At 56.2% G+C, this 15,196-nt stretch carries 12 protein-coding genes; 7 read left to right on the top strand and 5 right to left on the bottom strand.

The genetic code is table 11. From position 1 onward, the window contains the following. Window positions 1–193: 193 nt before the first annotated feature. Window positions 194–2,488: a stalk domain-containing protein gene (locus E308F_RS01355; protein WP_141262892.1), complete on the bottom strand. Its 2,295-nt coding sequence runs from the start codon at window positions 2,486–2,488 to the stop codon at window positions 194–196. 199 nt (window positions 2,489–2,687) lie between these two features. On the opposite strand from E308F_RS01355, the gene ligD (E308F_RS01350) reads away from it, so the two are divergent. The 6 genes from ligD (E308F_RS01350) (at window position 2,688) to E308F_RS01325 (ending at window position 9,587) form a co-directional block, all read left to right on the top strand. Beyond that, window positions 2,688–3,632 carry a non-homologous end-joining DNA ligase gene (gene ligD, locus E308F_RS01350; protein ID WP_141264061.1) on the top strand — a complete coding sequence of 315 codons (945 nt, stop codon included), beginning with the start codon at window positions 2,688–2,690 and terminating at the stop codon, window positions 3,630–3,632. Window positions 3,633–3,722: 90 nt separating this feature from the next. Continuing rightward, window positions 3,723–4,214, top strand: coding sequence for a cation:proton antiporter regulatory subunit (locus E308F_RS01345; RefSeq protein WP_141262891.1), 492 nt, complete (start codon window positions 3,723–3,725; stop codon window positions 4,212–4,214). A 2-nt stretch (window positions 4,215–4,216) separates the two neighbouring features. After that, a complete protein-coding gene (locus E308F_RS01340) occupies window positions 4,217–5,443 on the top strand; it encodes a cation:proton antiporter (protein WP_141262890.1) in 1,227 nt (408 codons plus the stop codon). 265 nt (window positions 5,444–5,708) lie between these two features. Next, a complete protein-coding gene (locus tag E308F_RS01335) occupies window positions 5,709–6,542 on the top strand; it encodes a Ku protein (RefSeq protein ID WP_141262889.1) in 834 nt (277 codons plus the stop codon). Next, window positions 6,539–7,492: a non-homologous end-joining DNA ligase gene (gene ligD / locus E308F_RS01330; RefSeq protein ID WP_216363865.1), complete on the top strand. Its 954-nt coding sequence runs from the start codon at window positions 6,539–6,541 to the stop codon at window positions 7,490–7,492. The genes E308F_RS01335 and ligD (E308F_RS01330) overlap by 4 nt, the downstream gene beginning before the upstream one ends. A gap of 88 nt (window positions 7,493–7,580) precedes the next feature. Continuing rightward, complete coding sequence (locus E308F_RS01325; RefSeq protein ID WP_141262888.1) at window positions 7,581–9,587, top strand: FAD-dependent oxidoreductase; 2,007 nt, start codon at window positions 7,581–7,583, stop codon at window positions 9,585–9,587. A gap of 119 nt (window positions 9,588–9,706) precedes the next feature. Here the strand turns inward: E308F_RS01325 and E308F_RS01320 are convergent, their stop codons facing one another. From E308F_RS01320 to E308F_RS01310, 3 genes are all read right to left on the bottom strand, one after another. Next, complete coding sequence (locus E308F_RS01320) at window positions 9,707–11,116, bottom strand: methyltransferase MtaB domain-containing protein (protein WP_141262887.1); 1,410 nt, start codon at window positions 11,114–11,116, stop codon at window positions 9,707–9,709. Window positions 11,117–11,225: 109 nt separating this feature from the next. Then, window positions 11,226–11,858, bottom strand: a complete 633-nt coding sequence (locus E308F_RS01315) for a cobalamin B12-binding domain-containing protein (protein ID WP_141262886.1) — start codon at window positions 11,856–11,858, stop codon at window positions 11,226–11,228. Window positions 11,859–11,954: 96 nt separating this feature from the next. After that, on the bottom strand, window positions 11,955–12,758 hold the full coding sequence (locus tag E308F_RS01310) for a methyltetrahydrofolate cobalamin methyltransferase (RefSeq protein ID WP_141262885.1): 804 nt from the start codon (window positions 12,756–12,758) through the stop codon (window positions 11,955–11,957). 271 nt (window positions 12,759–13,029) lie between these two features. On the opposite strand from E308F_RS01310, the gene E308F_RS01305 reads away from it, so the two are divergent. Next, window positions 13,030–13,704: a corrinoid protein gene (locus E308F_RS01305; RefSeq protein ID WP_141262884.1), complete on the top strand. Its 675-nt coding sequence runs from the start codon at window positions 13,030–13,032 to the stop codon at window positions 13,702–13,704. Between the two features lie 50 nt (window positions 13,705–13,754). Here the strand turns inward: E308F_RS01305 and E308F_RS01300 are convergent, their stop codons facing one another. Next, complete coding sequence (locus tag E308F_RS01300) at window positions 13,755–15,077, bottom strand: PocR ligand-binding domain-containing protein (RefSeq protein WP_141262883.1); 1,323 nt, start codon at window positions 15,075–15,077, stop codon at window positions 13,755–13,757. Window positions 15,078–15,196 lie beyond the last annotated feature (119 nt).

The following is a 15,196-nucleotide window of genomic DNA, read 5'->3' as shown; positions in this document are numbered from 1 at the left end:
ACCACAATATAACTTTCGTCAGCTTGTTTGTCAAGGGAAATTGGTGTTATTGTACTATACCGTCGCAGCGGTTAAAAGGGGTAAAAGGCTCAAGTATTATCAGCGAACCTGTCTGGCGAGGCCGCCGCCAGACATGTTAACTAAAAAGCTTTAGCTCCGGTTGACCGGAGCTAAAGCTTTAGCAGTCAGATGGTTAATTGCTCACAGTTCCCAGGGCTTTATTCAATGCCGTGACGCCTTCGACAGGCAGGGCGACCCTGCCGACATCGCGACCCTGTTCATCATAGCCCCGGGCAAAGAGCGCGGTAGCCAGGATGGTTTCTTTAGGGATGGGGAAGATCCAGACCTGTTCACCGCCGGTTTCAACTTTCTTGACGGTCGGGCCCAGGAGGGTGTAATCCTTCTCCGTTATACCCGTTCCCGCCGGTATGGCCCAGATCTCCACCCGGGCCAGATACCGGCCCTTAACCACCAGGTTGGGCCGGTCAATGGCAAAGCTGGTTAGCCGGGCAGCAGGGGCCGGTATGCCACCGGCCGGGATGACGGACCGAACCCGCAGTAAGGGACCGCGCATGTACAGGCTGGCTTCCCGGGTAATAACGCCGGTTATCATCACCTCCTGGCCGGCGTATTTTTCCAGGTCTCGGGCGGCGGCAGGATAATCTTTGTCCGGCACCAGGACCAGGCGCCCCTGAGCTGTTTCCAGCTCATAGTGGCGGCCTTCCACGTCGCTGACCACCAGTTTCCCGCTTACCCGGGCGGTTTGGTTCAGGTAGTAGATGCTCACCCATGCAGGTTGGTAGTTGCCGTAGTAACCGGATGAGCCGGTTACGTTCCGCACCAGTTCTACCGCCGGGCCGCCGGCCAGGGGCTGCTGGTAGAGGGAACCGCTGTCGCGGCGGTCCAGGCGCAAGTAGGTAAGATTCTGGCCGTCCGGGGAGACTGAGGGGTAGTAGTCGGCGGAGCCCGCCGGGCCGGAGGTTACGGGCACGGCTTTACCATCAAGCTTCTGCCACCAAATGCGCTGGCCGGGCACCAGGACCCGGGCGTCGTTTTCCTGGTTGCCCTTCCAGTACTTATTCTCCGGGCCGCGGCAGAAGAGGACGCCGCCATCTGCGGCGGGCAGCCACACCGGCATAGTGTCTACCTGGCCGGCCTGGCCGTAATCGATGATCTTACCCCCGGCCTCCAGGTCTACGATGGTAAGTCGCTTGTCAATAGTGGTATCCCGGCCGCCGCCCCGGATATAGGCTAACCGGCTGCCGTCCGGGGACCAGGCCAGCCACCCGGAGTAATTAAGTGTTACCCCCAGGTCCAGGGGCTTGCCGGGCTGCTCCAGGTCCAGGACCTGAAGGTCAACGCCGTCGGCGGCCAGGGACGCCGAGTTGGGGTGCAGGTGATAGGCCAGGTAGCGGCCGCCGGGCGACCAGCTAAAACCATAAGCAAAGGAGGGGTAGACCTCACCTATGGGGGTGCCGGCCTCGCCCAGGGTTAGAAGGTTGCTGCGTTCGCCCTTCAAGGTCAGGCGGTCGATACGCAGAGGCTGATCTTCAGTGCGCGGCAGGGAGACGGCCAGGCTCTGGCCGTCCGGAGCCCAGGCGAAGTCCTGTACCAGCTCGCTTCTGTCCGGCAGCAAGGCCATTACCTGTACCCGGCCGTCTTTGATGGTGGCTAGCTTCAAGTTCATGTCCGGGGCGTAGCCGCCGCCGGGACCGCCAGTGCTGTAGGCCAGGGTATTTTCACAAGGCGACCATGCCGGTTGCCCAAGTACCGGCCGCGGGTCTACCTGGAAGGCGCCACTCCCGTCGGCCTTAACCACCCAGAGGTAAGGCTTGGCGGCCCACTCTTCCTGCTTTTCCCGTTGCAGGTAGGCCAGCCACTGGCCGTCGGGGGACCAGCCCAGGATTTGCACGGCACCGTCCTTCGTCACCTGGACCGGCCCGGCCCCGGCCTGGCTGCCGTCCAGGAGCCAGAGGTCGTTGTTGGCGGTGAAGGCCACCCTGGCCGGGAAGGGCGCCGCGTATACCCGTTCCGGTACCGCAGGCAGCGGGGTGGTGATGGCTACCGTCAGGGTCAGGCTGTTCCAAGAGACCCCGGCGCCCAGGGATTCCGCCAGGAAGCGCACCGGCGCCAGTACGCGGCCGTTGCGTATCTGCACGGGTACGGCCAGGGTGTACTTTATATCGTTTTTAAATACCTCTTTGCTGCCGGCGACCATCCTGATGGTTGTCTGCGGCCCGGTTATTATTACTTCTCTGTTCGCCTCCTTCCAGGCTACCTGCGCCCGGAGGGCCTGTGCCAGGGCCCGTACGGGCGCCAGGACGTAGCCGTCCTGGATAACAGCCGGTTCCTCCAGGTTTAGCTCCCGGCCGTCGACAAAAATAGTTACATCAGCCGCCCCGGCCGGGGCGGCGGGGAAGAACCCCGCCAGCAGGAAGAAAAGGGCCAGCAGGGCCAGGGACTTAAGGGGTTTTTGAGCGTGATGCATGGATTATGCCTCCTTTCGTTTTTTCCTAATTTTACAGACGCCGGAAGGGAGGCAATGGTTCCCGTCATTATGGCAAATTTTTACCCGGGCTCTAGCATAACCCATGATATTAATGGGCCCCTGATGCGCCCGAATGAACTTTAACCGAGGTAGGGAATACTACCGGCAGCCCGGGAGTAAAGGGGGTGGCGGCAGGGATATGGACCGGGAAACGACAACAGGACCGCGGGTTAACATTGAGCCCTATATACGGCCCCGCTTGCCGGGACAGCAGCTCCTGCTGACCAACCCGGACAAGATCTTTTGGCCGGAGGGGCTGACCAAGCTTGATCTCATCGAATATTATGTCGACATGGCCCCTGTCATCCTGCCTTACCTGCGGGACCGCCCTCTGGTCCTGAAGCGCTACCCGGACGGCATTACAGGGGAGGCTTTTTACCAGAAAGAGTGCCCTGCCTATGCCCCGGAGTGGGTGGCGACCCTGCCCGTCTACCACGCCGATAGCGATAAAACCATCAATTACGTTCTCTGCAATAACAAAGCAACCCTGGCCTGGCTGGCCAACCAGGGGTGCATCGAGGTCCATGCCTGGCTCTCCCGCGCCAGCCACCTGGAATACCCGGATATCGCTGTCATGGATCTCGATCCTGCGGCAGGGGCAACCTTTGCTGATGTGCTGGAAATCGCCCTCCTGGTCAACCAGGCTTTAAAGGAATTCCACCTCACTGGCTACCCCAAAACTTCAGGCGCCAGCGGCCTGCATATTTTCATTCCCCTTTATCCCCGCTGGACCTTCCGGGAAATCACGGCCGCCATGGGGTACCTGGCGCAACTGATTGTTGAAGTTTACCCGCAAAAGGCTACCACCGAACACCTTATCCAGAAGCGTGAGGGTAGAGTCTACCTGGATTACCTGCAAAATGTACGGGGGCGGTCCATGGCCTTTCCCTACAGCCTGCGGCCTTTACCCGGGGCCCCGGTTTCCACCCCGCTGACCTGGGAAGAAGTGGCGGAGAAGAAGATTGCCCCCGGAGATTTCAATATCCATACCATCAGGCGCCGCCTGGAAGAATGGGGCGACTTGTACCGGGGCCTCCTGGAGCACCCCAATGATTTAACACCCCTGTTAGAACTGGCCATATAAAGCAGCAGGGTATGCTTAGCTTTGGCAACCGGAAGGTTTATGTTAAAATGAAATAAAGCCGCGGTGAATTATAAGCAAGGGGGAAGTTACATGTCGATAAAGGAAACCGAGCTCCCCGGTATCGGCAAAAAATTCCAAATAGAGACTCGCAGCGGGGATAAGATAGTTATTGTCGTACATGATGATGGCCGGCGGGAGATTTATCATTTTGATAATAATGACCCGGAGGAAAGCATCTCCATGGTCACTCTAGATGACGCGGAAGCGCGCCGTGTGGCAGGTATTCTCGGCGGTATGGCCTACATGCCAAAAGCACTGGAAACGGTTGAAATGGCCCTGGATGACATGGTTTTTGAATGGTATAAAGTGGAGAAGGATGCCCGATCAATAGGGAAAACTATCGGAGATTTAGAAATCCGCAAGAAAACTGGCGCTGCTATTATAGCTATAATTAAAAAAGACGAAAAAGTCCTTAACCCGGGACCGGAAGAAATCATCACCCCGGGAGCAACCATTGTAGTTTTAGGGGACAGGAAGCAGGTAAAGGCGTGTAAAGAGCTGATTTTGCACGGGGGCATATAGTTATGCCCGAACAGGTGCTCCTTGAAATCGGGCTGGCATTAGCTATCGCAGCTTTTGCCGGAATCCTTGCCGCCAGGTTCCGCGTTTCTATTGTACCGCTCTTGATCCTTGCCGGTATGGTGGTAGGCCCCCATGCGCCGGTAATCGGCATCCTGGATTTTCGCTTTATTAAAAGCGCGCCTTTAATAGATTTTATGGGACGGGTAGGGATACTCTTTCTCCTTTTCAGCCTCGGTCTAGAGTTTTCCGTCGGGAGATTATTAAAGGCAGGCCGTTCTATACTGGTGGGCGGGTCCATCTATATTGCCATAAATTTTACCCTGGGCATGGTTCTACCTATAATTTGGGGTTGGCCGTTGCGGGAAACCCTGGTGGTAGCCGGGCTTATTTCTATTTCCTCAAGCGCCATCGTTGCCAAGGTTCTGGTTGACCTAAAACGAACGGCACGGCCGGAAACCGAGATGATCCTGGGGCTTATGTTATTCCAGGACGTATTCGTAGCAGTGTATCTATCCATCATTTCCGGTCTGGTCCTTACAGGTTCGGCCTCACCGGCGAGCGTGTTGAAATCTACCTCCCTTGCCCTGGGATTTATGCTGGGCTTAATCCTCGCCGGCCGCAAACTGGCACCGTTAATTAACAGGCTGTTTAACGTTCCTTCCGATGAAGTTTTTATGCTCATGGTCTTCGCTTTCCTCACCCTGGTAGCCGGTTTTTCCGAGACTATCCATGTGGCGGAAGCTATTGGCGCCCTGCTGGTGGGTTTAATTTTGGCCGAGACAGACCATCTCGACCGCATCGAGCATATTGTCGTGCCGTTCCGTGATTTTTTCGGGGCCCTGTTTTTTTTCAGCTTCGGTTTGAGCATCGACCCTTTAACCCTGGGAGGCGCCGTCGGGCCGGTCCTGGCTGCCGTCGCGGCAACATTAACAGGTAATTTTCTTGCCGGTATTCTTGCCGGGCGGATGGCCGGTTATTCGTACCGGGGGTGTACCAATATCGGGCTTACCATTACCCCCCGCGGGGAATTCTCCATCATTCTCGCCAATCTGGCAAAGACCGGCGGGTTACTGCCGGTGCTACAACCCTTCGCAGCCTTATATGTGTTGTTTCTGGCCATTCTAGGGCCCTTGCTGACAAAGGAATCCAAGTGGATATACAGCCAGCTGGCGCGCATTTTTGGCTGGCCTGCCTTGAAAGAAACAAATAAACCCCGCAGGCCGGTATAGTTAAAGGGAGCCTTGGCCATAGGCTCCTTATTAAGTAAGTGATTTCTACTTAACTACCTGATAGCCTGCCTTCAGCCAACTGTTGTTCATGCCGCCGTTAGGGGAAGGGGCTTTGAAGCCAGCATCAACGAGCTTCTTGGAACTGGCCCACACCGGCGTATTGCCTGCCTGCCGGGCGGAGATACTACAGGCAAAGCCCGGGGCGCAAAGGTAGCTGGTGCCGGGAGCGGCCCGGGTTACCGCTGGAAACCTTGAGGTGAGAGCCGTGCGCCCCCTCTGGAAAGGCGCGATAAGCTTTGGCCTGGTCAATGTGCCGGTAAAACTCTATAAAGCTACCGAAAGCAGCGATCTCAAGTTCAACTACCTGCACGCCAGGTGCAGGACGCCCATCCAGTACCGCAAATACTGCCCCTACTGCCAGGTAGAGGTTCCCCCGGAGGAGATCGTCCGGGGCTACGAATACGAAAAGGGCAAGTATGTAATTTTGCAGGAGGAAGACCTGGAAGGAATTCCCCAGGATACAACCCGGAGCATTAACATCCTCGACTTTGTCGACTTGGAGGAGATTGACCCCATTTATTTTGACAGGGCTTATTACCTGGTACCAGGCGAGATGGGGCAGAAAGCCTATGCCCTGCTGCGGCAGGCCATGGAGGCTACAGGAAAAATCGCCATAGCCAGGGTAAGTTTAAGGACCAGGGAATCCCTGGCGGCGGTAAGGGTTTCCGGCAGGACCCTGGTAATGCACACCATGTTTTACCCCCGGGAGGTCAGGGCGGCAGAGCAGCTGCCGGAATTAAACTTTGAGGTCAAGCTCCATGAAAATGAGGTCAAAATGGCCGTCACCCTGATTAACAACCTGGCGGCCCGGTTTGAGCCGGAGAAATATACCGACGCGTACCGGCAGGCCCTCCTGGAGATTATCGAAGCTAAAGTCGCCGGTAAAGAGGTGGCGGTACCGGCGCGGCCCGCAACAGGGAAAGTGGTCGATCTGATGGAAGCCCTGAAGGCCAGCATTGAACTGGCCAAACAGGAAAAGGCCGCCGGTGCCGGGGATGAAGAAGCAAAGAAACTCCGCCGGCGGCGCAAGACCTCATGACGGGGGAGAATGGCGGCCGGCTTCCGGTATTTCAAATCAAGCCCATGCTGGCCGTGGCCGGCCGTCCCTTTGATTCCCCCGACTTTATTTATGAGGTGAAATGGGACGGTTACCGCTGCCTGGCTTACCTGGACCGGAAAACTATCCTCCAGTCCCGCAACCTCCTGGACATCACCCCGGCTTTTCCCGAGCTGGCCGGCCTGCACCGGTGGGTCAGGATGCAGCCGGCGGTCCTGGACGGGGAGATAATTATCCCGGGAGAGAAAGGCCGACCCTCCTTCAGCCGCCTCCAGGCCAGGGGGAGACTGGCCGACCCCCTGAAAATCCGGCAGGCCACTCGGCAAAACCCGGCCGTTTTTGTCGCCTTCGATCTCCTTTACTGCTGGGGCGAAAACATCATGCCCCGGCCCCTGTATTGGCGTAAAGGTTTGCTCCAGGAAGCCGTGCGGCCGGGGGACAACCTGGTTATCTCCAGCTTTATTGAGACCCACGGCACCACCTTCTTTGCGGCCTGCGTCAGGCAGGGCCTGGAGGGAGTCATGGCCAAGGCCAAAGACAGCCCCTACCTTCCCGGCCGGCGTTCCTCCCACTGGCGCAAAATCCGGCATACCCGCCAGGAGGAATTTATCATTGTGGGGTACGAGCCCGGGACCGGCGGGCGACGTTTAGGTGCCCTCATTCTGGGCACCTACCGGCAGGGGCGCCTGGCCTACCGGGGCAAGGTGGGCACCGGCTTTGACCGGGAAGAAGAACAGAGGTTGCTGGCGGAGTTAAAAAAACTCAAGCCGGTGCCGCCGCCCTTTGGAGAACCCGTGCCGGGCCTGACCCGGCCCCGCTGGGTGGAACCGCGCCTGGTCTGTACCGTGGAGTACCTGGAACAGACGCCGGACGGCCGCCTGCGTCACCCCAGTTACCGTGGCTTGCGGTGGGACAAGGAGTCGGGCGAATAAAAAAGAAAGGGCTTATAAATGGCTGGTATTGGTGCACAATAATTATCGTGAGTACCAAAACTAACTGGATAAAAGCAGGAGGTTAATTATTGTGGCAGCCTATACCAGACTTTTTGAACCCATTAAGATAGGTAAGGTAGAAGTAAAGAATAAAATTGCCATGGCCCCCATGGGTGTCCTGGGCCTGGTGACCCCGGACGGCTGCTTTTCAGAGCGAGCCATAGATTATTATATTGAACGGGCCAGGGGGGGCACCGGGTTAATCATCACCAGTGTCACCAAGATTGAAAACGAAATCGAACCCTTCAAACCCGGGCTGGTACCCAACATATCCGTAAACCCCTTTCACTTTATCGCCACGGCAGGCGAGCTGACGGAAAGGGTACACGCCTATGGAACCAGGATATTCCTGCAGCTGGGTATGGGTTTTGGCCGGGTGGCCTCGCCGGTTATGCTGGCGGGAGAACCCGTTGCCCCTTCAGCCATTCCTAATTTTTGGGAACCGGCTATAACTTGCCGGGAGCTGGCAACCAGGGAAGTCGAAACACTGGTCAAAAGGGCCGGTGAGGCGGCCGAGATAGCCGTAGAGGCCGGGTTTGACGGGGTAGAGATTCATGCCATGCATGAGGGCTATCTCCTCGACCAGTTCACCATCGCCCTGTTCAACCGCCGCACGGATAAATACGGCGGCGACTTGCGGGGCAGGCTCACTTTCCCCATCGAAATAGTGCAGGAGATTAAAAAGAGGGTGGGGAAAGAGTTCCCCGTCCTCCTAAGGTTCAGCATCAAGAATTTTATCAAGGACTGGCGCCAGGGAGGACTGCCCGGGGAAGTGTTTACCGAAAAAGGCCGCGACGTGGAAGAAGCGCTGGCGGCCGCCAGGATCCTGGAAGCAGCAGGTTACGACGGCTTTGACGCCGACGCCGGTTCCTATGACGCCTGGTACTGGGCCCACCCGCCCCTCTATCAAGAGCACGGCTGTTACCTGCCTTTAACCCAAAAGCTAAAAGAAGCGGTTAAGGTCCCGGTGATCGTCGCCGGCCGGATGGAAGTACCGGAACTGGCCGAGCAGGCCCTGGTTGAAGGCAAGGCGGACATGATAGCCATCGGCCGGGGGCTGTTAACCGATGCTGAATGGGCCAGCAAAGTAATAGCGGGACGGGTTGACAGGATCCGGCCCTGCATTGGCTGCCATGACGGCTGCCTGGGGCGGGGCTTCCTGGGCCGGCCCCTGTCCTGCGCCGTGAACCCTGCCTGCGGCCGGGAAAAAGAGTACGGCATCGAGCGGGCAAGTTCGGCCCGGAAGGTAATGATTATCGGCGGCGGCGTGGCCGGCATGGAGGCGGCCCGGGTGGCCGCCCTGAGGGGACACCAGGTAACCCTTTACGAAAAGAGTGATCAACTGGGCGGCCATGTCATCGCTGCCGCCGTGCCGGAATTCAAAAAAGACGACGCGCGCCTGTTGGAATGGTATAAAACCGAACTGCGGGAACTGCAGGTCGAGATCAACCTGAACCGGGAAGTTACCCCGGAACTGGTCCTGGAGCAAAACCCCGACGCCGTTGTTGTGGCCACCGGCTCCAAACCGGCCATGCCCGACGTCCCCGGCATTGACAAAGAAAAGGTAGGCACGGCAACTGATATTCTGCTGGGCAAAAAGCAGGCCGGCGCTAAGGTGGTGATCATCGGCGGCGGGCTGGCCGGGTGCGAAACCGCCCTCTGGCTGGCCCGGCAGGGCAAGCAGGTGACGATAATTGAGATCCTGGACGACCTGATGCGGGCCGGCCTCCCCGTGCCCTATATGAACCGGATCATGCTCATAGAGATGCTCCGCTATCAAGGGGTGGAATGGCGAACCGGTACCGGCCTGCTAGAGGTAACTGACGCGGGCGTTATTCTGATTGACAGATCCTTCCATAGAACAACCCTCCCTGCCGATACGGTAGTCGTGGCGGCAGGGTTTACGCCCGAGCAGGGACTTTACCGCGCCCTGATGGGCAAGATGCCTGGCCTTTATCTCATCGGCGACTCCCGGGAACCCCGGAACATTATGGGAGCCATCTGGGACGCCTACGAGGTGGCGCGGAACATATAGGGATAAGCGCCAAAGCCGGGAGGCGGGCGTTGCCGCGCTTTAAGGTTCTCCATGTTCAGGAGCGCCCTCCTTCCATGAATTTCCTGAGATTCCCGCCCCTGGTTCCAGGCGGAAGCTGCTTAGGCAGTGGTTACTTCTAGATCGTATTCTTCCGGCCGCCATTTTTTAAGATCGAGTTCTTTTTGTATTTCGTACCAGAACTTTTCCCCGTCGTCGGGTATTGTTTCGATTTGGGTGCTGATGATATCCAGCCACTTCTTCTCTCTGGGGGGCACCTGAACTTCACCCCGGGCCAGGCCACGCTTGATGACCTCCACTGCCAGGGTGGCCGCCTTTTTGGTGGCAACGAAAGCATCCTTTTCCTTAACCAGCTCCTGGCTGATCTCCAGCACGATGTCCGGCCTCAGGACGTAGGCCTGGGGATCCAGCCTGGAATCGGAGGCGGCCAGCCAGTCCCGCATCTTCAGGGCGAAGCTGCGCCCGTCCGCCGCCGCTTCGTTCATCAGCCGGCAGTCGTAGATGAGCTGTTCCGTGGATACCACGGGTGCCGGAGCGCTCAGCAGCTTGACGTTCTGGACGGATTCGTTGCTCCACATGTCGCACACACAGGCGGCGATGTTGCCGATGGCACTTAAATGGGCACATGCCGCCGTTTTGCCTTCCATGGAAATGGGTACCCCGGCGATGGCTTTCATATATGGCCCCTCATAGCCGCAGTCCTTATCAGGCCCGATGGCACCCATTTCGAATGCCACCAGGCTCCTGGGGATGGTGGCCACCCTGTCCACTGCCGCAAACACCCTGGGGATCATTCCCTGTTCCGCCAGGGCGAGGGCGGTGTTGGCAAACCCGCATGCCGTATCTCCACCGGCTATAGTGCCGGTTCGTTCGGCGATCCTGACTATATTGGACCAGAGGAACCGCATGTCCCTGACCCCCAGGACACCCAGGGCAAAGATGGCCTTCCTGATATTGCAGGTGACAAGCGCTTCATCGTGGACCTCCTTACCGCCCGTGGACTCGATGGACAGGATATCAGCCCCGTCCTCGGCGCATTTCTCAAAGGTGATTAACATGTTTTCCAGGAGTTCGCCCCGCTTCATCAGCGGCGGCCTCAGAATCTCCCTGGTGTCGTTGGGAGTACACCTCAGGAGGCTTTTTAACCCGTACTTATCCTCATACTCGTGCATCTTGTCCCGCAGGATCTTGTTAATTTCGATGCCCCACTCGGGCTTCATGGTAGCCTCTGGGAGCAGTTCCAGTTCCACGATGATGCCTGGCGCGTACAGGTCCTTTGCCCGCTTTAAAATCCCCTCAATCATCTCCGCATACTGCCTTCTGACTTCGGGCATGGTGCTTTCCTCAATATTCATCGGTGGGAGGGTCATGTTGATCTCGGGGTAAACAGTCCCTCCGCCGATCACCATACCGTTTTTTGCTTTCACGGGATGGGGCGCAATCCCGTAGACGAAATCATCAAGGGATTTGACCGCCAGTTCACTGAAGGTTTTAACAGGCTTGTAATCCATTATGGCTCCCTCCATAATAATTAATCCAGGGTTCCGTGGGGGTCATCTGGCTTTACCACGGGCTGCCGACCGGGCTTCCTGCATCGACAGGTCAACCCGGCCGGCTGTCTTACTCAAGCAGCCGCCTGCAGAGTTCGGTGGCCGAAGCGGCGTCGGGGGCATATCCGTCCGCTCCGATTTCGTCCGCAAAATCCTGGCTGATAGGCGCCCCGCCGACGATTACCTTCACCCGTTCCCTCAACCCAGCGGCGACCAGAGCATCGATGGTTGACTTCATGTTCATCATGGTGGTGGTCAGCAGGGCGGACATGGCCACGATGTCCGGCTGGTATTTCTTTACCGCCTCTACGAACTTATCCGGGTCGATGTCCACCCCCAGGTTGTAAACCGTGAAACCAGCGCTCTCCAACATCATACCCACCAGGTTTTTACCGATGTCGTGCAGATCACCCTTGACGGTTCCCAGCACAATTTTCCCGATGGACGGCATGTCAAAGGCTCGCTGGCTCTGCTTGATCACCTCCACCCCGGCGTTCATGGCCCTGGCCGACATTAGGACCTCCGGTACGAACATCTCGTTGTTCTTGAACAGGACACCGACCCTGTCCATGCCGGCGATCAGGCCCCTGTTGATCACTTCCAGGGGTTCCGCTCCGCCGCTCAACAAGCTCTTAGTCAATTCCACCACTTGTGCTTCATCACCCTCGAATACCGCCTGTGACAGTTCTTCAAAGCTGGCCATCGTGGCAAATCCTCCTTTTTTAATGATTGTTAATTGAGACGTAATGGGAAGAGGATACGGCCGGTATTATTGCCGGGATACCGGGCACGGCCGCTATCAGTCACGCCTGTACAACCCGCTGCGGTGGGCCTTCAGGTAGCCGGTGCAGAAAGGGTCTTTCCCCAGCAGCGCCCTGGAGGCGTGGAAGAAGCCCATCATCTCCCTGTCCAGCGGATCCAGGATGTAAGAGTCCATACCGGCGGTCATCAGTTGCACCATGAAGACCTGGTTGATGACCCGCCTGTTGGGCAGCCCGAAACTGACGTTGCTGAGACCGCAGATAATGTGCACCTCGGGGTAAGCCTGCCTGATAAAGCCGACGGCTTCGATCACTTCCAACCCCGCCTGGTCGTTGGTGCTGAGGGGCTTTACCAGCGGGTCGATATAGATGTCGTCCCTCGCAACCCCGGCTGCTGTCAGGTCTTCTACCAGCTTCTTGACGATCTCGATTCGCTTTTCCGCAGTGGAGGGTATCCCGTCGTTATCCATGCAGAGGGCCACAACTTTGGCATTGAAGCTTTTAATGATGGGCAAAACTGCCTCAAACCGATCCGGTTCCGCGGTGATGGAGTTTAACATAGGCCGGCCTTTTGTCGCCAGCTTCAATCCCGTCGCCAGTACCTGGGGATCGGGGCTGTCGATACACAGGGGAACGTCCACTGCTTCCTTCACAGTGTTGACCAGCCAGGCCATAATCTCCGGTTCATTGTGAACCATCGTTCCGCAGTTAATATCGATGTAATCCGCTCCGGCCTGCGCCTGCTGCACCGCGATGTCGCGAATGTAAGCGGCATCCTTTTTTTCAATTGCCTCTTTAATCGGTTTGCGACTGGTGTTGATCAATTCTCCTACAATGAGCATCGGCTGCCACCTCCAAACCCGGTATGGATTAATCCAGCTTTCTTTAACGATAAAATTGTGTTAAACTTAAAATAATAAGTCAACTACGCTTATCACACCCTTTTCGATAGTTTTAGATCCCTCAGAACCATTTCTTGGGTTCTTGCTTGCATTATACTTTATGATAATATTTAAGATCATGAAAAAAAGGCAACAAGTTGTGGCTAATTTATAGTGAATTGTCGTGTATAATTTATTAATAAAAGGAACAAAAAGGAAAGCCGGTGATACCTTGAGCGGTCGTGCCCAAATATTCCAGGATATCATTTCTGCCATCCTGAGGGGAGATGCCGATGGCGTATTGAAATCCATTAGCTCGGGGCTGCAGATTGGTATGAGCGCCGACGAGATCCTGGAGGAGGCTATGATACCGGCAACCGTCCAGACCCTGGATAAATACCAGGGGGCAGATTTTTATATCCCCGATGTCATCAACGCTTCCCACGCCATAGAGGCCGGTCTGTTCGCCTTGAAACCTTACATTAAAAAAGGCCTGCATAAGCGGAGGAAAATAGTCATCGGCACTGTGGAAGGGGATATCCACGACATCGGGAAAAACCTGGTGGCTCTGTCCCTGAGTTACGCCGGGTTTGAGGTTGTCGACCTAGGTGTGAATGTCTCGCCGGCGGAATTTGTCAGGTCGGTGGAGCAGCACCGCCCGGAAATCCTGGCTATGTCGGCATTATTGACCACAACCATGGGAGAAATGGCCAGGGTAATCAAAGCCCTGGAGAAGCACCACCTGCGCAAGAGCGTCAGGGTGCTGGTTGGGGGAGGGCCTGTGACGAGGGAATTTGCGGAGTCCATCGGGGCGGATGCCTACGCCAGCTCAGCCCGTGAGGCCATTAGTATCGCCCAATCTCTGGTGAGCCGGAGCAATGAGCGGGAAAGGGATTGTGCCTGTTGAAAGGGAAGGACTGGCTGCCCGTGCGGTGTTCGCACGGGCAGTTTTGGGATTCAGGCCAATGGAAAGAAATTCTTCCTCCTGTACTCGTTGGGGCTCAAGCCGGTGATTTTCTTGAAAACCTTGCAGAAATAACTGCGCTCTTTAAATCCTGTCTGTATGGCTACCGACTCGATGGTCTGCTCGGTTTGCCTGAGCAGGAGCTTCGCCTCCTCAATCCTCACTTTGTTGATGTGCTCTTTGAGGGAATAGCCCATCTTCTTTTTAAATAGCTGACCCAGATATGCCGGGCTAATGTAGCTGGCTCTAGCGATTTCTTTAACAGAGAGGCTCTCGGAACTATAGTTTTTCTGGATATAATCGACAACTCTGTTGATAATGTCCTCTCCCTCGCTCGAGTTCTTTGCCGCGATCAACTCGATGAAGGCGTTTCCCACTGCCAGAAGCCAGAGGACGACCTTCTCCACGGTGTCGGCTTCATCTAACTCCTTCAGTTTCAGATCGCTCAAGCGGATTACTTCCCCGAACTTTACCCCGTATTCGGTGGACGTGCGGATGAAGAAACTCAGAAGCTCCAGGCTGCGTCCTTTGATAACTTCCAGCTGCCCTTTGCTCTGAATAAAAATCTGCAGGACTAGCTGCTCCAGCAGCTTTTTAGCCTTGTCGATATTGGCTCGCCTGATTTCGATAAAAATATGGTTCCCTAGTTTGTTCAGATCCTGCTCTGTGTTGCCACCGATGGACCGGCTCCCGGCAACCTTTTGTTTCTTGTTTTCCGCCCATATCCAGGAACCGACCCTTCGTAATTTTTGCTGGAAGTCAAAGATCTCGCCCTCGCTCCTGGCTACGTAACTGGCAATGATAAACACCAGATCGGCCGCGGCCTGTATCTCTACCGATGTCACCGACTTAACCCTGTCTAAGGAATGCAATAAAATGTCGGGGTCCTGCCCTATCTCACCCGCTAGTTCCCTGATCCAGTGATGACAGAATTCGGCTGGCTGCCACATCATCACCTGGCCGCAGATAAAATTCCCGATATGTTTGTCTCTGTAGAAAAAAGGGCAGACCCAAGAGATAAGGCCGGCATGGCACTTAAAAATATAGGGCTCTTTCCATTTGAGGGCCTGTTCTCCGGCCCAGGCATAAGAGCTACGGCAACGCGCCATCCCACATGGACTCGATTTAACCAGCTGGCAGAACTCGCAATCACCCTGTTCGGAGGAGAGAAGGTAATTGCCTTCTAAATCTGTTATGGCGGAAAACATCTTTGTGGCATAAGAAAAAGAGTTTAACAGTCTCTGGAGAAGCTCTTTTTCCATCTTCGTTTTTATTTGGAGATCTTCCACTCTTTCGCTCAAACTCAGCACCGGCATTGTTACCGCCCTCCTCACGACCGGCAATGATTTACGGATGGCGTCATTTTTAGGCCCGTACAAATCTTTACAGAGTTACATTTCCTCTTTCCTTCAATCCGCCCGGGAATCGCCGGGCG

Origin of the sequence: Moorella sp. E308F (assembly GCF_006538365.1) — a bacterium.
Lineage (GTDB): Bacteria > Bacillota > DSM-521 > Neomoorellales > Neomoorellaceae > Neomoorella.
Note: the sequence above shows the minus strand (reverse complement) of the source record. Positions and strands in the feature narration are given on the sequence as shown.